Raw genomic sequence first — 18,709 nt, forward strand, 5'->3', positions numbered from 1 at the left:
CGCGACAGGTGAGGGGTCTCTCTCCGCGGGTGCAGACCCCTCATCCGCCCACGATACTTCGTATCGTGGGCACCTTCTCCCACAAGGGGAGAGGGGAAGAAAGCGCCCATCAGCTCCTTGGCTCGGCGGGACGGCCTACGCTTTCATACGTGAAACCGTACGTGGCCATATCCTCGGGGCGATACACGTTGCGCAGGTCGACCACCACTGGATGCGCCAGTTCGCTCTTCAGCCGTTCCAGATCGAGGGCGCGATATTGTGCCCATTCCGTCACCACCACCATCGCGTCCGCGCCGCGCGCGCAAACATAGGGGTCGTCGCAATATTCGATCTCGGGCAATTCGCGGCGCGCCGCTTCCATGCCGACCGGATCGTGGGCGCGCACTTTCGCGCCCATGTCGAGGAGTCCGGTCACCAGCGGAATCGACGGCGCCTCGCGCATGTCGTCGGTGTCCGGCTTGAAGGTGAGGCCGAGCACGGCAACCGTCTTGCCGCGCAGACTGCCGCCGGTCGCATTCGAGACCTTGCGCGCCATCGCCCGCTTGCGATTGTCGTTGACCGCAAGCACCGCCTCGACGATGCGCAGCTGCACGTCGTGATCGAGCGCGATCTTGACCAGCGCGCGCGTATCCTTCGGGAAACATGAGCCGCCGAAGCCGGGACCTGCGTGCAGAAATTTGGTTCCAATGCGATTGTCGAGCCCGATGCCGCGCGCAACCTCCTGCACGTTGGCCCCGACTTTCTCGGAAAGGTCGGCTATCTCGTTGATGAAAGTGATCTTGGTAGCGAGGAAGGCGTTGGCAGCGTATTTGATCAGCTCCGCGGTGCGCCGGGCCGTGAACATCAACGGCCCCTGATTGAGCGACAACGGCCGGTAGATATCGCCGAGCACCTTGCGGGCGCGCTCATCCTCAGTGCCGATCACAATCCGGTCCGGGAACTTGAAGTCGCGGATCGCCGCACCCTCGCGCAAGAATTCCGGATTGGAAGCGACCGCGGCGTCGGCCGCGGGATTGGTTTCGCGAATGATGCGCTCGACCTCATCGCCGGTGCCGACCGGCACGGTGGACTTGGTGACGACGACGGAAAATCCCTTTATGGCCGCGGCAATCTCGCGGGCGGCGGCATAGACATAGCTGAGATCGGCATGCCCGTCGCCCCGCCGGGACGGCGTGCCGACCGCAATGAACACGGCATCGGCTTCGGCCACGGGGGCGGCAAGATCGGTCGTAAAATTGAGCCGGCCGGCTTTGACATTGGTGGCAACCAGCGTGTCGAGCCCCGGCTCGAAGATCGGAATTTCGCCACGGCGCAAGGCGGCGATCTTGCCTTCGTCCTTGTCGACGCAGGTGACCTGGTGGCCGAAATCGGCAAAGCACGCACCCGATACCAGCCCCACATAGCCCGTACCGATCATGGCGATATGCATCTAGAGCTCCGATTTTCGAAGTTCGCAAGCTATCGTGGCCACCTCTGATGCGAACTTCGGAATCAAAGGAGCTCCAGCAACTTATTAATTTGAGTAGCGGCTTCGAATTTGAAGTTCCTGTGATGAGTAGCCGAGACACCGATAGGAACTTCAAATTCGCCGCTACTTTCAACCTGTCCGAAATAGTTAACGGCGTGATTCTTGGGGCGGGTCTTAAAGCATCTTAGCGTCAAGGGGAAACCGGAAAAACCGTGAAAAAGGGCATGTCCCCTGGATGAACAAGGGAGAATGAAATGGATTGGGCGCGAGAAACGGGTGCCAATCCGGTCAAAAATCCCTACATTGCCGCCATGCCTAAAACATCTTCAAAGACATCCCCGGCGACTTCCGCCAAAGCTGCCCCCAAGCCCGTTGCCGCCACGGCACTTGCGAAGGGCGACCATTTGTTTCTGGTCGACGGTTCCTCCTATATTTTTCGCGCCTATCACGCCCTGCCGCCGCTGAACCGCAAGTCCGACGGTCTGCAGGTCAACGCGGTGCTCGGCTTCTGCAACATGCTGTGGAAGCTGTTGCGCGACATGCCGCCGGACAACCGACCGACTCACCTCGCCATCGTGTTCGACAAGTCGGAAGTCACTTTCCGCAACCAGATCTATGCCGACTACAAGTCGCACCGGCCGCCCGCGCCCGACGATCTGATTCCGCAATTTGCGTTTATCCGCCAGGCGGTGCGCGCTTTCGATCTGCCCTGTCTGGAGCAGGCCGGCTTTGAAGCCGACGACCTGATCGCCACCTATGTGCGCCAAGCCTGCGAGCGCGGCGCCACCGCGACCATCGTATCTTCGGACAAGGATCTGATGCAGCTCGTGACCGACTGCGTCACCATGTACGACACCATGAAGGACCGCCGCATCGGCATCGCCGAGGTGATCGAAAAATTCGGCGTGCCACCGGAGAAGGTGGTCGAGGTTCAGGCGCTCGCCGGTGATTCCACCGACAACGTGCCGGGGGTGCCCGGCATCGGCATCAAGACCGCGGCACAATTGATCGTCGAATATGGCGACCTGGAAACGCTGCTCAAGCGCGCCGGCGAGATCAAGCAGCCGAAACGGCGCGAAGCGCTGATCGAGAACGCGGAAAAGGCGCGCATTTCGCGGCAACTGGTGCTGCTCGACGACAGGGTCAAGCTCGAAGTGCCGCTCGACGACCTCGCAGTGCACGAGCCCGACCCACGCAGGCTGATTGCATTCTTGAAGGCGATGGAATTCTCCTCGCTGACGCGCCGCGTCGCGGAGTATTCGCAGATCGATCCGGCGAACGTCACAGCGGATGTTGCCAACTCCTCACCTCCCCCCTTGAGGGGGAGGTCGGATGGCGAAGCCGTCCGGGAGGGGGGTGCACCTTTCGATGTTTCCGGCATACCCGCCTCCCCAACCCTCCCCCTCAAGAGGGGAGGGAGCGCATCGAACAGGTCGGGCGACAGCAGAAGCGACAAGAGTTCGGGCCTCAAGGGCACGCCCCAGGCGCTCGCCGCAGCGCGCGCCGAGGAAGCCCGGAAAACGCCGGTCGATCGCAACAAGTACCAGACCATCTGCAAGCTTGCCGACCTCAAGGCGTGGATCGCGCGGGCGCACGATGTCGGACATTTCGTCATTGAAACCAAGGCGAGTTCGATCGATCCGATGCAGGCCGAGCTCTGCGGCATTGCGCTGGCGCTCAAGCCCAACGACGCCTGCTACGTTCCGCTCGCCCACAAGCAGTCCGGCGATGGCGCCGGCCTGTTCGCCACGGGCCTTGTGCCGGACCAGATCAGCACGAGCGAGGCGCTGGAGGCGCTGCGTCCGATGCTGGAATCGGCAGGCATTCTCAAGATCGGATTCAATACCAAGTTTGCCGCCGTGATGTTCGCGCAGGCCGGCATCACGCTCGCCAACTACGACGACGTGCAATTGATGAGCTACGCGCTCGATGCCGGCCGCAATTCCCATGGGCTCGACGCGCTGGCGCAAGCCTGGCTCGGACACGCCAGCATGACCCATGGCGAGCTGACCGGCAGCGGCAAGGGAAAACTCAGCTTCGACCAGGTCGCCATCGACCGGGCGACCGCGTTTTCGGCCGAGGATGCCGACGTGATCTTGAGGCTGTGGCGGGTGCTCAAACCACGCCTGGTCGCCGAGCGCATGACGGCGGTCTACGAAACGTTGGAGCGGCCGCTGGTCCTGGTACTGGCGCGCATGGAGCGACGCGGCATCTCGATCGACCGCCAGGTGCTGTCGCGGCTGTCGGGCGAGTTCGCCCAGACCGCGGCGCGGGTCGAAGCCGAGATTCAGGAGATCGCCGGTGAGCCGGTCAATGTCGGCAGCCCGAAACAGATCGGCGACATCCTGTTCGGCAAGATGGCTATTCCCGGCGGCACCAAAACCAAGACCGGCGCGTGGTCGACCTCGGCGCAGATCCTTGATGAGCTGGCCGAGCAGGGCCACGAATTTCCGAAGAAGATCCTGGAATGGCGGCAGGTTTCGAAACTGAAATCGACCTACACCGACGCGCTGCCGACCTATGTGAACCCCCAGACCCATCGCGTCCACACGACTTACGCGCTGGCTGCGACCACCACCGGGCGGCTGTCGTCGAACGAGCCGAACCTGCAGAACATCCCCGTGCGCACCGAAGACGGCCGCAAAATCCGCCGCGCCTTCATCGCCTCGCCCGGCCACAAGCTGGTATCGGCCGACTACTCGCAGATCGAATTGCGGCTGCTCGCCGAGATCGCCGATATTCCCGTGCTCAAGCAGGCCTTCCGCGACGGGCTCGACATTCACGCCATGACGGCTTCCGAAATGTTCGGCGTGCCGATCAAGGACATGCCGGCCGAAGTGCGGCGCCGGGCGAAGGCGATCAATTTCGGCATCATCTACGGCATCTCGGCGTTCGGACTTGCCAATCAGCTCGGCATCGCGCGCGAGGAAGCGTCTGCCTATATCAAGAAATACTTCGAGCGTTTTCCGGGCATCCGCGCCTATATGGACGCGACGCGGGATTTCTGCCGCGCTCACGGTTATGTCGAGACGCTGTTCGGCAGAAAATGCCATTACCCCGACATCAAGGCATCCAACGCCTCGGTCCGCTCCTTCAACGAACGCGCCGCGATCAATGCGAGGCTGCAAGGCACCGCCGCCGACATCATCCGCCGCGCCATGATCCGGATGGAAGATGCGCTCGCCGAGAAGAAGCTTTCCGCACAGATGCTGCTGCAGGTTCACGACGAACTGATCTTCGAGGTGCCCGACGAAGAAGTCGCGGCCACCTTGCCGGTGGTGCAGCACGTGATGCAGGACGCGCCGTTCCCGGCCGTGCTGCTCTCCTTGCCGTTGCATGTCGATGCCCGCGCCGCGGACAATTGGGACGAGGCGCATTGAGTCAACGTGGCGGCCATCGATGAAGCTCCTTGCGATTTCCGGCAGCCTTCGCGCGTCGTCCCTCAACACTTGCGTGCTTCACGCTGCCCGCAGCCTTGCGCCCGCCGGCGTCGAGATCGAGCTGTTCGAGGCAATAGACAAGCTCCCCTTCTTCAATTCCGATCTCGAAAGCGGGCATCTTCCCGCGCAAGTGGTTCGGTTTCGCGCAGTGATCGGTGCGGCGGACGGACTTCTGATCTCGAGCCCCGAATATGCACGAGGTGTTTCGGGCGTGATGAAGAACGCGCTCGATTGGCTGGTGGGGAGCGAGGATTTTCCGGGCAAGCCGGTGGCGCTGATCAATACCTCGCCGCGGGCCACCCATGCGCTAGCCGCCGCGTTGACGCTCACGCTTGAGACGATGTCGGCGCGGCTCATCAAGGACGCTTCCATCACGTTGGCGCTGCTCGGAACTACCCACGATGCCGGCAGCATCGCGGCCGATCCAGAACTCGCCGGGGCGCTCCGCAGCGCGCTCGAACATTTCGTACGTGGCATCAACGCGTATAACTCGTCTGCCTGACCTCCGCGTGGCCTTGCGGTGCGGATGGCGCTATAGCGTTTTCGAGCGAAGTGGATACCGGTTCGCGTGAAGAAAACGCGTCAAAACAAAAGATTAGAGCCTCGGTTCTGATTCAATCGGAACCGAAAAGGCTCTAGTGACGAGAAGGGCGTGAGGTTTCTTACCTGCTCCCCTTGCGGGAGAAGGTGGCGAAATCGACAGAAGGAGATTGAGCCGGATGAGGGGTTTGACTCCGCAGAAGGAGACCCTTCACCCGCCCTCACTTTGTTCGGGCACCCTCTCCCACAAAGGGGAGAGGGCAAGCGCGCTCCTCACTTAATCCAGCTTCGCTTCCATCCCGCGCGTGACGCCGGGACGCGCCATCATCTGATCGTACCAGCGCTTGACGCTGGGAAAATCGGACAGCTCCACCTTGTGGCGCGGATGCCGCCAGGCCCAGCCGAGGATCGCAAAATCGGCCACCGACAACGTGCCCGCCACGAATTCGTGGTTCGAAAGCCGCCGGTCGAGCACGCCATAGAGCCGTCTCGTCTCGGCCATGAAGCGTTTGAGCCCATAGGCGCGGTCCTGCTCGTTTTCCAGCGCGATGAAGTGATGCACCTGTCCGGGAAACGGGCCGAAACCGCCCATCTGCCACATCAGCCACTCATAAACCGGGATTCGCTCGATCAGGGATGAGGGCAGGAATTTACCGGTCTTCTCGCCGAGATAGAGCAGGATCGCGCCGGACTCGAAGATGCTGACGCGCTTGCCGCCTGGGCCATCGGGATCGACGATCGCCGGAATCTTGTTGTTGGGGCTGATCGCGAGAAATTCTGGCGCCATCTGCTCGCCCTTGGTGATGTTGACCGGGAAGACCTTGTAAGGCAGTCCCATTTCTTCCAGCGCGACGCTGATCTTGCGGCCGTTCGGCGTGTTCCAGGTATAGAGTTCAATCGTCATTTCCTGCCGTTTCCCGTGAAAATAGCCGGATACCCGTAGCCCGAACGGGAGGATGTTACAATCGTGCCTTGTACATCGCCTGTTCATGCGCGGTGCGCGACAGTTCACTGCGCAACCGGCGGGCTTTGGTTACGTCCTCATGCTGTTGACGGTGCAAGTTCCGCACTGGTGTCCCGGTTCTGACATTCGTACTATGCCGCGGCGCCTTCGTTTACGAATGTCAGAACCAAAGGGACACCAGCAAACTTGACTTTCTCGTGTGGTTTTGGATTTGACATTCGATTTAAGGATTCAGCGGCCAGACTGAATCGAATGTCAAATCCACCACACTAGCCATGTGTGCCCGTCCGCGAATAGATTGCGCCTCCCTTTTCGAGAGATCGCCTTGTCCAAGTCTGCCTCCCGCGCTCGCCTCGCCGAGATCATCCGCAAACGTTCCTTCGGGCTGGGTGAAGTCACGCTGGCCTCGGGCCGCAAAAGCAATTTCTACTTCAACCTCAAGCCGACCATGCTGGACCCGGAAGGCGCGACGTTGCTTGCGGAACTGACCTATGAGGCGCTCAAGGACGACGGTCTCGATTCGGTCGGCGGTCTGGAAATGGGCGCGGTGCCGCTCGCAGGCGCGGTGGCGCAGCTGTCCTGGATCAAGGGCCATCCGATCGCAGCCTTCTTCGTGCGCAAGAAGCCAAAGGAGCATGGAGCCCGGCTTGCGGTGGAGGGACTGGCGAAAAACGAGACCCTCCAGGGCAAGCGCGTGGCGATTATCGAGGACGTCACCACCACCGGTGACTCTGCGCTCAAGGCTGTGGAGACGGCGCGCGAGGCCGGAGCCGAGGTGGCGCTGGTCCTGACCATGGTCGATCGCGAAGAAGGTGCCGCCGAGACCTTCGCAAAGGCCGGACTGCCGTTTCGCTGGCTCTACAGGGCCAGCGAATTCCTCAACAGTTGAGCGGACCGGATTCTTTTCCTTAAGCCAACCCTCACTCATAGCTCGTTTACCATCGCGCATTAATGTCAGGAGCGCTGGCGGCAGCAATGCCGGAGCGGCGTTTGTAGCGCGTGATGGAGTAGGCGTTGCGTACAGAGTTGGCAGATCGGCACAAGCGGCGCCGCATGTTGCCCGCCGCGTCCGCTTGCCTGGCCGGAACGATTGCGTTTGCGCCATGCACAGTTTCCGCCGAAAACCTGTTTGAAAAGTTTTTTGGCGCCTTTCAGAAGCAGATCCAGGCTTCGACCCAAACCAACTTTTTCGCCGATCCGCTCGGTCAGAACCAGCCCACCGCGCCGTCACGGCCGGTCGCATCTAGCAGCGGACCCGCATTCTGCGTGCGAAGCTGCGACGGCAAGTATTTTCCGCTGACGCGCGGAGCCGGCACGCCGGCGCAGGTGTGCCAGGCCTTTTGTCCGGCGAGTCTGACAAAAGTCTTCTTTGGCTCCAGCATCGACAGCGCCGTCACGCTCGCCGGCGAGCGCTACGCGGAGAGCGAGAACGCCTACGCCTATCGGAAGGCGCTGCGCGCCGACTGCACCTGCAACGGCCAAAATTCTGTGGGGCTTGCCCCGGTCGATCTGACGCTCGATACGTCGTTGCGCGCCGGCGACGTCGTTGCCACCACCGACGGGCTGGTCGCCTATTCCGGCATCAGGGTCGGCAACAACCAGACCGCGGAATTCACACCTGTCGCTTCCTATCCAGGCCTCACCGCGGAAGTGCGCGCCCGGCTCAGCGAGATGAAGGTGGCGCCGCCGACGGCTGAGACCTTCGCCAATGAGACGCGGCTGGAGAGGGACCGCGAACTGATCCCGCCCGTCACTTCCGCGCCGAAATCGGTCTCGGCGAGGGACAAGCGCGCGGAAGCGAATTAGGCGATAGTTGGTGCCGCTCGTTGTTAGACGGACCGGGGGACTACACTTCTCAGGTCATTCCGGGATGGTCCGAAGGACCAGACCCGGAATCTCGAGATTCCGGGCTCGATGCTATCGCATCGCCCCGGAATGACTGCTCGTTCCACTACCTTCCGACAATCACGCCGATCACGTTCGGGGCTGACCGGTATTTTTCCTCGATTCTAGCCCGCGCCGCGGCGCGATTTTCAGGCGTCAGCAGGCCGCGCTTTTCGGCGAGGATCATCCAGCAATAGCCCCACCAGTCCGTGAGCATGCCCTCATCATCGACGAGGTCATAGCCCTGCTCGGCTGCGAACAGGCGCGCATGCGCCTCATCGAGCGCGTCGAGAAAGGCATGGTCGCCATCGCTGAACAGGTCGTCGCTGATATCGTCGGTCGAATAGCCCCAGACCGACAGGCAGACGGCGTTGAATTCCCGATCGATCGCATCGTCCTCGACGAGCTGATGGTGGGAGGCCCGATGCAGCCGCGACAGCGAGCGGGCGAAGTCGGCAATGCGGGTGAGTGCGAATTGATCAAAGGCGATGGTGGACATGTAGTCCTCATGAGGCTTGGCAGACCCTAGATGTTGTATGGCAAGATGCCGAATCACTATGATATATCAAAGGCTTGCTAAAGTGTTCTTAATTTGTTCCAACCTCTTTGGGTACTGTCCGTATATTGACCCTCAGTGTCCCAAGTTGATTTCGGGAATATCCTCATTCACAACCACACGATGAAACTGAGACGGATCATCCTTTACCTGGCTGGAGCGCTGATATTCGAGTTGCTGTCGCTCTGGTCAGCTTAACGGCGGATTCCAGCGTCACCACTCCACTCATGACTTAGCAATTCTGGCGGTGTTCTACCTAACGATACCGCTCTTGTGGCCGGCCGTTGTCGTTATGGTGATCTTGCAACTTACTGGCGTACTGCCGTCCACAGTTACATTTGCCAAGTAAGGCCGCTTCAGTTGGCAGCCTCTTTCATCCATGGATTCCCCAAATCGTAGGGTGGGCAAAGCGGAGCGTGCCCACCATTCAAAGCGAGTTTGCAGAAGGATGGTGGGCACGGCGCAAGAGCGCCTTTGCCCACCCTACAAACTTTGATGCCTCAGCTAGAAGTCCCGGCTTTCGCCGAGACGACGACGGCTAGAAGGCCGGTGGTAGTCGGTCGTAGCGTTAACTAATGCCAATTCCCCACTAAATCGGCCCGGTCCTTGCATAAAAACCCGTGCATGCATGGCACCCGATACCACGGCGTGTTTCGATCGTGGCCTAAGGCGCGTATGATTCGTCTCAATCAGTCGCAGGATCGAAAAGTTTGCCAGACCCATCCTTCCCCGTGAATTTTCCGGCGCCGGGTCAGCCCGTCGATGAGCTGGCGCTGGCGGAGATCAAGAGCGCCATTCTCGCCAAGCTCCGCCTTGCGATCGGCAAGGACGCCGGCATGGCGACCAGGCAGGACTGGTATCATGCCGCGGCGCTCGCGCTTCGCGACCGCATCGTGCACCGCTGGCTCACCGCGGAAAAGCAGAGCTACGATGCCGGCAGCAAGCGGGTCTACTACCTCTCGCTCGAATTTATGATCGGCCGTCTCTTCACCGACGCGCTGAACAATATGGGACTGCTTGCAGTGTTCGAAGCCGCGCTCGGCGACCTCGGCGAAAGCCTCTCCGAATTGCGCAAATGCGAACCGGATGCGGCTCTCGGCAATGGTGGCCTCGGGCGGCTCGCGGCCTGCTTCATGGAAAGCATGGCAACGCTCGCCATCCCGGCGATCGGCTATGGCATCCGCTACGATTTCGGCCTGTTCCGCCAGATCATCAATCAGGGCTGGCAACAGGAATATCCGGACGAATGGCTGAGCTTCGGCAACCCCTGGGAATTCCAGCGGCCGGAAGTGATCTATCACGTGCATTTCGGCGGCGGCGTCGAACATGTCGAGGAAAAGGGACGCGACCGCGCGATCTGGCATCCGGCGGAAGCCGTGCAGGCGGTCGCCTACGACACCCCGATCGTCGGCTGGCGCGGCCAGCACGTCAACGCGCTGCGGCTGTGGTCGGCGCGTTCGCCCGACCCGCTCAAGCTCGATGTCTTCAACACCGGCGACTATATCGGGGCCGTCGCCGAAGAGGCGCGCGCCGAATCGATCTGCAAGTTTCTTTATCCGAACGACGAAAGCCCTGCAGGGCGCGAGCTGCGGCTGCGACAGGAATATTTCTTCGTCTCCGCCTCATTGCAGGATCTGGTCAGGCGCCACCTCGTTTCCGACGGCCCGCTGCGCGGACTCACACAGAAGGCCGCGGTGCAGCTCAACGACACCCATCCGAGCCTCGCCGTCACCGAGCTGATGCGCATTCTGGTCGACCTGCACAACTTCCCGTGGGAGTCCGCATGGCAGGTCACGGTCGCCACGCTCTCTTACACCAACCACACGCTGCTGCCGGAAGCGCTCGAGACCTGGCCGCTGGAGCTGTTCCAGCGCATACTGCCGCGCCATCTGGAGATCATCTACCGCATCAATGACGCCCATCTCGCGCTCGCCGAGGAGCGCTGTCCCGGCGACGTCGATTTCCGCGCCTCGGTCTCGCTGATCGACGAGAAATCCGGCCGCCGGGTGCGGATGGGACAATTGGCTTTCGTCGGATCGCACCGCATCAACGGCGTCTCGGCGATGCATTCCGACCTGATGAAGGAGACCGTGTTCCACGATCTCAACCATCTCTATCCCGGCCGCATCACCAACAAGACCAACGGCATCACCTTCCGCCGCTGGCTGATGGTCGCCAATCCGAAGCTGACCGAACTCTTGCGCGAGGCCTGCGGCGAGGCCGTGCTCGACGATCCGACGAGGCTTGCGCATCTCGAGGCGCGCGCCAGCGACAGCGCGTTCCAGGAAAGATTCCGCAGCGTCAAGCACCACAACAAGCTCATGCTCGCACGCCTGATCGGCGAGCGGTTGAACATCAAGGTCGATCCGGCCGCGCTGTTCGACGTGCAGATCAAGCGTATCCACGAATACAAGCGTCAATTGCTCAACATCCTGGAGGCCATCGCACTTTATCACGCGATCAAGGACGATCCACAAGCCAACTGGGTGCCGCGCGTGAAAATCTTCGCCGGCAAGGCCGCGGCGAGCTATCGCTACGCCAAGCTGATCATCAAGCTGATCAACGACGTCGCCGAAATCGTCAACAACGACCCCGTCATCGCAGGCCGCCTGAAGGTCGCCTTCCTCCCCGACTACAATGTCAGTCTTGCGGAAGCGATCATTCCTGCCGCCGATCTCTCCGAGCAGATTTCGACCGCGGGCATGGAGGCTTCCGGCACCGGCAACATGAAGCTCGCGCTCAACGGCGCGGTCACCATCGGCACGCTGGACGGCGCCAATATCGAGATCCGCGACCATGTGGGTGCGGAGAACATCACGATCTTCGGCATGGAAGCGATGGACGTGGTGGTGCGGCGCAAGCAGGGGCTGGACGCCACCGACGTGATCCGCCGCTCGCCAAAGCTTTCGCGCGCGGTCAGCGCGATCGGCAGCGGCGAATTCTCACCTGGCGACCCTGGCCGGTTTGAGTCGATCGCCCACGCCCTGCGCCATCTCGATCATTACATGGTGAGCGCCGATTTCGATTCCTATTTCGAAGCCCAGCGCGGCATCGACGCCCGCTGGCAGGTTGTTCCGGCCTGGACCCGCGCCTCGATTCTCAACGTGGCGCGGATGGCATGGTTCTCCTCCGACCGGGCCATCCGCGAATATGCCGAGGATATCTGGAACGTGCCGGTGCACGGGCCGCCGTCGCAGGCATCCGCCCAGCGCGGAGCGATGGGCTGAGCCCGATGACTGTCATCATCCGCGAATGCGGATGATCCAGTATTCCAGAGACGATCATTCAAAATCGAGAAGCCTCGGCGTACTGGATACCCCGCATTCGCGGGATACGACCACACGCGAACGAAGTGCGCTTCTCACTGCGATGACGCTGAAAATCAAATAAGGGCGGCATGCTGCCGCCCTTATTCGTCACTGGGACACTCCATCTTTGGAGCGATCGGGAAACGCGAACCTCACTCGGCCGCGAGCCTCACATCGGGCGCGGCCGCACGCACATCCGCATCGACCTGGGCCTCGAACTTGGCAAAATTCTTCTGGAACATGCCGACCAAAGCGCGGGCGGTCTTGTCGAACTCGTCCTTGTCCTTCCAGGTATTGACCGGGTTTAGGATTTCGCTCGGCACGCCCGGCAGCGCGGTCGGGACGGCGAAGCCGAAATATTTGTCGGTACGGAACTGCACATTGCGCAGGCTGCCGTCGAGCGCCGCGGACAGCAACGCGCGGGTTACCTTGATCGGCATGCGGCTGCCAGTGCCGAACTTGCCGCCGGTCCAGCCGGTATTGACCAGCCAGCAATCGACACCGTGGCGCGCAATCAGCTCACGCAACATGTTGCCGTAGACCGAAGGATCGAGCGGCAGGAACGGCGAGCCGAAGCAGGTCGAGAATTCCGGCTGCGGCTCGGAGCCCAGCCCGCGCTCGGTGCCGGCAACTTTCGCCGTATAGCCGGACAGGAAATGATACATCGCCTGCGCCGGCGTCAATTTCGCGATCGGCGGCAACACGCCGAACGCATCGGCGGCGAGCATCACCACATTCTTCGGATGACCGGCACGGCCGGTCCGCGAGGCATTGGGGATGAAATCGAGCGGATAGGCCGAGCGGGTGTTCTCGGTTTTCGAGCCGTCGTCGAAATCCGGCTCTCTGGTGTCCTCGTCGAGCACCACGTTTTCGAGCACGGCGCCGAAACGTTTGCTGGCGGCGTAGATCTCAGGCTCCGCCTCCTCCGACAGCTTGATGCATTTGGCGTAGCAGCCGCCCTCGAAATTGAAAACGCCGTCGTTGCCCCAGCCGTGCTCGTCGTCACCGATCAGCGTGCGTTGCGGATCGGCAGAGAGCGTGGTTTTTCCGGTGCCGGACAGGCCGAAGAAAATCGCGGTATCGCCCTTGGGCCCGACATTGGCCGAGCAGTGCATCGGCATGACGCCCCTTGCTGGCAGATAATAGTTCAGCGTGGTGAAGACAGACTTCTTCATCTCGCCGGCATAATAAGACCCGCCGATCAGGACGATCTTGCGGGCGAAATCGATCGCGACCACGTTCTCCGAGCGCACGCCGTGCCGTTTGGGATCGGCGCGGAAGCTCGGCATGTCGATGACGGTCAGTTCTGGCACGAAATCCCTGAGCTCGGAGAGCTGCGGGCGGATCAACAGCGTGCGGATGAAAAGCGAATGCCAGGCGAGTTCGGTGAAGACGCGCGTCTTGATCTGGAAATTCGGATCGGCGCCACCGTAGAGATCCTGTGCGAACAGCGTCTTGCCTTCGGCGTGTTTGAGGAAGTCGGCATAAAGCGCCTCGAACTGCTCCGAGGTGATCGACTGGTTGCCGGCCCACCACATCTTCCTGTCGGTGGTGGCATCGCGCACCGTGAACTTGTCCTTGGGACTGCGGCCGGTGAAATCGCCGGTATCCGCGCACAAGGCACCATCGGCGGTCACCACCGCCTCGCCGGCGGAAAGGGAGTGCTGGTAAAGCTGGGGGGCGCCAAGATTCCAGTGCACGCGCTTGAGATTTCTTAAGCCGAACTTGTCGGCGCCGAATGCGCCGTTGCGAATACCAGTCTCTTGCACGGAAACAATCCTCCTCGAACCCGCGTATATCGAAGCGCGAAGGCCGCCGCACGCGCCTTTGTCGCGGTTACCGTCAAAATGAATATAACCCTACAGTCAAGGTTCGGCGACCTATTAGTCAGGAACGCCCTGCTTGCCAAGCCGATCCCTTGCTATTGGTTTATTCCCAAGGCCGGCTCATTAAAGGCGACATTTTGATCCGGCTCAATTTCATATGAGAGGGCACGGATGTTTCCCAGTGGCGCTTTGGGAAGCGACAATCAGCCGCGATCCGAACGGCCCCGGCTCCTATTGCGATGCACAATCAATTGACCCGGCAAGCCACTGCGAGTTCGAACGAATCCGCAACAAACCGGCAAACGGACCTCGGTTGCGTCTTGGAAATTGGCGATCTCTGCGGCAAGCCGGCATTGTGCAGTTCGCGGGATAGCCCAATGGCGGCTTCCGGATCGACGCACGCCGGAGTTGTGGGCGCACGCCCGCGAAACAGACCCACATCGACTGTGAATAAGCCCCTACTGATTCGCCCGTGCCTCCTCCGCCAGGCGGACCAGTACCCTGCGCAGCTCGCCCGGAGCGGTGACTCGCTGCGGAAAGTCGAGCCGCACGGTTTGCGCTCCGGCCTGCAGATCCAGCCCGTCCGGATCGCAGCCCGTGCAGCGCCAGTCGGCCGGCTCCGCGCCCACGAGCCTTGTCGCATAGAGGTTGATCGCGTCACGATGATCGGCGTTCATGTGGTCGATGGCACTTTGCTCGGTTTCCAAAAGCGCAGACGCATCGGAAATATCGGTCAGAAACTGTTCCGGCTTCAGGTCCACGATTCGTCCGAAACCGGCAACCAGATGGGTGGCGTTGGCGCGTATCCGGAAGAAGGAAAAATCCTTAAAGTCTACAAAGGCTTCCGCGGACGGATGAGCGTTGAGGTAACGCCGGCGCACGAATTGGAGATCGGGCGCGCCGACTTCCTCGGCCCGCCCCAACAGCATGATCCGCGCCCCCTCCAGCGGATCGCCCTTCCCGCGCTCGTCCAGCATCAACGAAACCCGCGGGTCGGAAAGGATATTTTTCGTGTGCACAGCCAGCCGAGAGATGAGCAGGATCGGCGAGCCGTCGGCGTGGCTTGCGACATTCACCAGCGAGCAATAGGGATCGCCACGGCCTGCCATCAGGGTCGCCAGTGCCCCCTCACGGCGGCGCCGCAGCAAGGAGCGGGCCAGCCTCGCCGGGTCGAAATCGGGGGTCAATTGCATCGATATTACCTCGTCAAGCTATTGCACTGAGGCCCTTTTCTCGGGTAAACGGACCTTCATATGGGTCGGGCGCTTCGCAGGATGAGGCGCTTTTAAGGAACTCGGTCACACTTCAGCCCAGCTTGCATTGCTCGCTGATCCCGTTCGAAGCCCATTTTATGCGGCGCATCACCGAATTATTCGCCGTTTCAGCAACCTAAGTAGCAGTATCTGAAAGCAGGCTCATGCCCACAATCGCCTTGGTCGACGACGACCGCAACATTTTGACATCCGTTTCGATTGCACTCGAGGCCGAAGGTTATCGCATCATGACCTATACGGATGGTGCGTCCGCCCTCGATGGCTTCCGCACCAGTCCGCCGGACCTTGCGATCCTCGACATCAAGATGCCACGCATGGACGGCATGGAAACACTGCGCCGGCTGCGTCAAAAATCCGACTTGCCGGTGATCTTCCTGACCTCCAAGGACGAGGAAATCGACGAATTGTTCGGCCTCAAAATGGGCGCCGACGATTTCATCCGCAAGCCGTTTTCGCAACGCTTGCTGGTCGAGCGCGTCAAGGCCGTGCTGCGTCGCGCAGCACCGAAAGATCCCACCGCCGTGCCGAAGGAAACCGACGCCAAGGCGCTGGATCGCGGATTGTTGCGCATGGATCCGGAGCGCCACACCTGCACCTGGAAAAACGAACCGGTGACGCTCACCGTGACCGAATTTCTCATTCTGCAGGCGCTGGCCACGCGTCCCGGCGTCGTCAAAAGCCGCAATGCGCTGATGGACGCGGCCTATGACGACCAGGTCTATGTGGACGATCGCACCATCGACAGCCACATCAAGCGGCTTCGCAAGAAGTTCAAGGTCGTGGACGATGACTTCGAGATGATCGAAACTCTCTACGGCGTTGGATATCGCTTCAAGGAAACCTGAGGGGGCGCGCGGTTCGCCGACTGACGCCGGCGCACCCTTTTAGTGCGGTTTTGGATTTGCCATTCGCTATAGGACTCGCGGCGATACCGAAGCGAATGTCAGATCCACCGCACTAGGGTAGGATGCGACGGGACGGATCGCAGGACCTTTGGAAACTGGCGGTTTTGGCCATTGCTTGATCGAACGCAACCTGATGCAGGCCTGAGTGCCGACGACGCCTCGCCGCCCGTCGTTCTCGACACCGTTGCAAGCGAAACCCCGCCGCTGTCGGGGCGCGAGTGGCTGCTCGACTGGTTGCGCCGGGTCGGCCAGTTCTTCTTCACGCTCAGCTTCTCCAGCCTTACCCGGCGCATCGTTTCGCTCAACATCGCCGGCCTGGTCGCACTGGTGGCGAGCATCCTCTATCTCTCGCAATTCCGCGCCGGCCTGATCGATGCGCGCGCACAAAGCCTGCTGGTGCAGGCCGAGATCATCGCCGGAGCCATCGCGGCCTCGGCGACGGTGGAGACCAACACCATCACCATCGACCCCGATCGCCTGCAGGATCTCAAACCCGGCGAAACCTATGGTGCGCCGGACGAATCTTCCGGGCTCGATTTTCCGATCAATCCCGAGCGCGTCGCGCCCGTGCTGCGCCGGCTGATTTCGCCGACCAAGACCCGCGCCAGGATTTACGACCGCGATGGCAGCCTCATCCTCGACAGCCGCAGCCTTTACGGCCGCGGCGACGTGCTGCGTTTCGAACTGCCGCCGCCCTCGGTCGAGAAGCCCGGTATCGCCGAACGGACGATGATCGCGATCCGGACCTGGCTCAACCGCGGCGACCTGCCGCTCTATCGCGAACTCGGACCGGAGAACGGCAACGGCTATCAGGAAGTCGCGCATTCGCTGAAAGGCCAGAAGAGCAGCGTGGTGCGCGTCAACGACCGCGGCGAGGTGATCGTGTCGGTCGCCGTTCCGGTGCAGCGCTTCCGCGCGGTCCACGGCGCACTGATGCTTTCGACCCAGGGCGACGACATCGACCAGATGGTTACGGCCGAGCGCCTGGCGATCCTGAAGGTGGGCGGCGTGGCTTCCGCAGTCATGATCGTATTGTCGCTGTTGCTGGCGAGTACCATTGCGGGGCCAGTGCGCCGGCTTGCGGACAGTGCCGAACGCGTCCGTCGCCGCATCCGCACCCGCATCCAGATTCCGGATTTTACCCGCCGCCGCGACGAGATCGGGCATTTGTCCGGCGCGCTGCGCGACATGACAGACGCCCTTTATAATCGCATCGAGGCGATCGAGATGTTCGCCGCCGATGTCGCCCACGAGCTCAAGAACCCGCTGACCTCGCTGCGCTCCGCAGTCGAAACCTTGCCGCTGGCGCGCAGCGACAACAGTCGCGCGCGGCTGCTCGCGGTGATCGAACACGACGTCAAGCGGCTCGATCGCCTGATTTCCGACATTTCCGATGCAAGCCGTCTCGACGCCGAATTGCAGCGCCAGGACATGACCTCCGTCGACCTTCGCCGCCTGCTCACGGCGCTGGCGTCGGTGGCGAACGAAACCCGGCGCGGCAATAATATCGCGGTCGAACTGCGTTTCGAAGGACGGGGGGCCAATGACACCTTCTCGGTGCCGGGCCACGACTCGCGGCTCGGCCAGGTGGTCTCCAACCTTCTCTCCAATGCCCAGTCTTTCTCGCAAGTCGGCAGCAAGGTTCGGATCACGTGCCGGCGCGTGCGGTCGGACATCGACATCGTCGTCGATGATGATGGGCCGGGGATCCGCGAAGACGCGCTGGAGCGGATTTTCGAGCGCTTCTATACCGACCGGCCCCACCAGGGGTTCGGGCAAAATTCGGGCCTGGGGCTGTCGATCTCGAAACAGATCGTGGAGGCCCATGGCGGCCGGATATGGGCGGAAAACCGCGCCGGCGCGCCGGGCGCCGAGGGCGAACCGAGCGTGGCCGGCGCCCGCTTCGTGGTCAGGCTGCCCGGGCCATGACGGGGGCCACGGGCGCCAGCATCCACGCATCCGCGGTGCTGGTGGGAAAACGCGCCGTGTTGATCCGCGGACCGTCCGGCTCCGGCAAATCGCGCCTTGCGTTCGATCTCGTTCTTGCCGGCCGCGCCGGGCAGGTCGCGCCGGCCGTTCTGGTTGGCGACGACCGCGTCCATGTTGCGGCGAAGGAAGGCGTGCTCACGGTGCGGCCGGCGCCGGCACTCGCCGGCCTGATCGAAATCCGCGGGCTCGGCATTCGCCGCTGCGAATTTGCCGACGAGGCTGTTGTCGGGCTCGTGGTCGATCTCGACGCCGAAGACGCCGAACGGTTGCCGGCGCCCGAGGCCTTGTCTGCACGGATTGATGGTATTTCAATACCACGTATCCCCGTAGGTCACGGTTTTGATGGGCTCCCGCTCGTCGTAGCCGCCCTGTCCCTGTCAGCGAATTCATCTTCGCCCCAGCCTTCGGCGGATTGGCGGAAGGGAATTGGTAACCATATCAACCCCACTATCGCGACCGAATAGTTCTAGTGGTCCGAGGCGCGAAGCTCTCTCCCATCCAACTAATTTCCGGGAGAATCGTGACGATCGCCTCTTGCGCGGGGGCTCTGGATGG

General features: G+C 61.7%; 13 protein-coding genes. 8 read left to right on the forward strand and 5 right to left on the reverse strand.

The window, feature by feature from the left end:
* Window positions 1-109 precede the first annotated feature (109 nt).
* Window positions 110-1,429, reverse strand: a complete 1,320-nt coding sequence (locus tag VNX23_RS08610) for a UDP-glucose/GDP-mannose dehydrogenase family protein (RefSeq protein ID WP_325629024.1) — start codon at window positions 1,427-1,429, stop codon at window positions 110-112.
* Between the two features lie 350 nt (window positions 1,430-1,779).
* Between VNX23_RS08610 and polA the strand changes: the two genes are divergently transcribed.
* Window positions 1,780-4,848: a DNA polymerase I gene (polA, locus tag VNX23_RS08615; protein WP_325629189.1), complete on the forward strand. Its 3,069-nt coding sequence runs from the start codon at window positions 1,780-1,782 to the stop codon at window positions 4,846-4,848.
* A gap of 19 nt (window positions 4,849-4,867) precedes the next feature.
* Window positions 4,868-5,410, forward strand: coding sequence for an NADPH-dependent FMN reductase (locus VNX23_RS08620; protein WP_325629026.1), 543 nt, complete (start codon window positions 4,868-4,870; stop codon window positions 5,408-5,410).
* Window positions 5,411-5,725: 315 nt separating this feature from the next.
* On the opposite strand, the gene VNX23_RS08625 is transcribed toward VNX23_RS08620, so the two are convergent.
* A complete protein-coding gene (locus VNX23_RS08625) occupies window positions 5,726-6,352 on the reverse strand; it encodes a glutathione S-transferase family protein (RefSeq protein WP_325629028.1) in 627 nt (208 codons plus the stop codon).
* Between the two features lie 385 nt (window positions 6,353-6,737).
* Between VNX23_RS08625 and pyrE the strand changes: the two genes are divergently transcribed.
* On the forward strand, window positions 6,738-7,301 hold the full coding sequence (gene pyrE / locus VNX23_RS08630) for an orotate phosphoribosyltransferase (protein WP_325629030.1): 564 nt from the start codon (window positions 6,738-6,740) through the stop codon (window positions 7,299-7,301).
* A 164-nt stretch (window positions 7,302-7,465) separates the two neighbouring features.
* A complete protein-coding gene (locus VNX23_RS08635; RefSeq protein WP_325629191.1) occupies window positions 7,466-8,218 on the forward strand; it encodes a DUF2865 domain-containing protein in 753 nt (250 codons plus the stop codon).
* A 145-nt stretch (window positions 8,219-8,363) separates the two neighbouring features.
* Here VNX23_RS08635 and VNX23_RS08640 read toward each other — a convergent pair whose 3' ends face one another.
* A complete protein-coding gene (locus tag VNX23_RS08640; protein ID WP_325629032.1) occupies window positions 8,364-8,795 on the reverse strand; it encodes a hypothetical protein in 432 nt (143 codons plus the stop codon).
* Window positions 8,796-9,562: 767 nt separating this feature from the next.
* Between VNX23_RS08640 and VNX23_RS08645 the strand changes: the two genes are divergently transcribed.
* Complete coding sequence (locus tag VNX23_RS08645) at window positions 9,563-12,079, forward strand: glycogen/starch/alpha-glucan phosphorylase (protein WP_325629034.1); 2,517 nt, start codon at window positions 9,563-9,565, stop codon at window positions 12,077-12,079.
* 233 nt (window positions 12,080-12,312) lie between these two features.
* On the opposite strand, the gene VNX23_RS08650 is transcribed toward VNX23_RS08645, so the two are convergent.
* Window positions 12,313-13,929, reverse strand: coding sequence for a phosphoenolpyruvate carboxykinase (locus VNX23_RS08650; protein ID WP_325629036.1), 1,617 nt, complete (start codon window positions 13,927-13,929; stop codon window positions 12,313-12,315).
* 515 nt (window positions 13,930-14,444) lie between these two features.
* The gene (locus VNX23_RS08655; RefSeq protein WP_325629038.1) at window positions 14,445-15,179 is read right to left on the reverse strand and encodes a HugZ family protein; all 735 of its coding nucleotides are present in this window, start codon (window positions 15,177-15,179) and stop codon (window positions 14,445-14,447) included.
* 224 nt (window positions 15,180-15,403) lie between these two features.
* Between VNX23_RS08655 and VNX23_RS08660 the strand changes: the two genes are divergently transcribed.
* The 3 genes from VNX23_RS08660 to VNX23_RS08670 all read left to right on the forward strand — a co-directional run bounded on the left by VNX23_RS08660 (window position 15,404) and on the right by VNX23_RS08670 (window position 18,618).
* On the forward strand, window positions 15,404-16,105 hold the full coding sequence (locus tag VNX23_RS08660) for a response regulator transcription factor (protein ID WP_029587720.1): 702 nt from the start codon (window positions 15,404-15,406) through the stop codon (window positions 16,103-16,105).
* Window positions 16,106-16,276: 171 nt separating this feature from the next.
* A complete protein-coding gene (locus VNX23_RS08665) occupies window positions 16,277-18,094 on the forward strand; it encodes a sensor histidine kinase (RefSeq protein WP_325629040.1) in 1,818 nt (605 codons plus the stop codon).
* On the forward strand, window positions 18,091-18,618 hold the full coding sequence (locus VNX23_RS08670; RefSeq protein WP_325629042.1) for an HPr kinase/phosphatase C-terminal domain-containing protein: 528 nt from the start codon (window positions 18,091-18,093) through the stop codon (window positions 18,616-18,618). Before VNX23_RS08665 ends, VNX23_RS08670 begins: the two co-directional genes overlap by 4 nt.
* Window positions 18,619-18,709 lie beyond the last annotated feature (91 nt).

This window comes from Bradyrhizobium sp. (genome assembly GCF_035570375.1).
GTDB lineage: Bacteria > Pseudomonadota > Alphaproteobacteria > Rhizobiales > Xanthobacteraceae > Bradyrhizobium.

Excerpts from the sequence above, each read along its gene's own strand:
- VNX23_RS08655 (WP_325629038.1), bottom strand. The coding sequence starts at position 15,179 with ATGCAATTGACCCCCGATTTCGACCCGGCGAGGCTGGCCCGCTCCTTG.
- VNX23_RS08610 (WP_325629024.1), bottom strand. The coding sequence starts at position 1,429 with ATGCATATCGCCATGATCGGTACGGGCTATGTGGGGCTGGTATCGGGT.
- VNX23_RS08635 (WP_325629191.1), top strand. The coding sequence starts at position 7,466 with ATGTTGCCCGCCGCGTCCGCTTGCCTGGCCGGAACGATTGCGTTTGCG.
- VNX23_RS08670 (WP_325629042.1), top strand. The coding sequence starts at position 18,091 with ATGACGGGGGCCACGGGCGCCAGCATCCACGCATCCGCGGTGCTGGTG.
- VNX23_RS08660 (WP_029587720.1), top strand. The coding sequence starts at position 15,404 with ATGCCCACAATCGCCTTGGTCGACGACGACCGCAACATTTTGACATCC.
- VNX23_RS08625 (WP_325629028.1), bottom strand. The coding sequence starts at position 6,352 with ATGACGATTGAACTCTATACCTGGAACACGCCGAACGGCCGCAAGATC.
- VNX23_RS08620 (WP_325629026.1), top strand. The coding sequence starts at position 4,868 with ATGAAGCTCCTTGCGATTTCCGGCAGCCTTCGCGCGTCGTCCCTCAAC.
- VNX23_RS08640 (WP_325629032.1), bottom strand. The coding sequence starts at position 8,795 with ATGTCCACCATCGCCTTTGATCAATTCGCACTCACCCGCATTGCCGAC.
- polA (WP_325629189.1), top strand. The coding sequence starts at position 1,780 with ATGCCTAAAACATCTTCAAAGACATCCCCGGCGACTTCCGCCAAAGCT.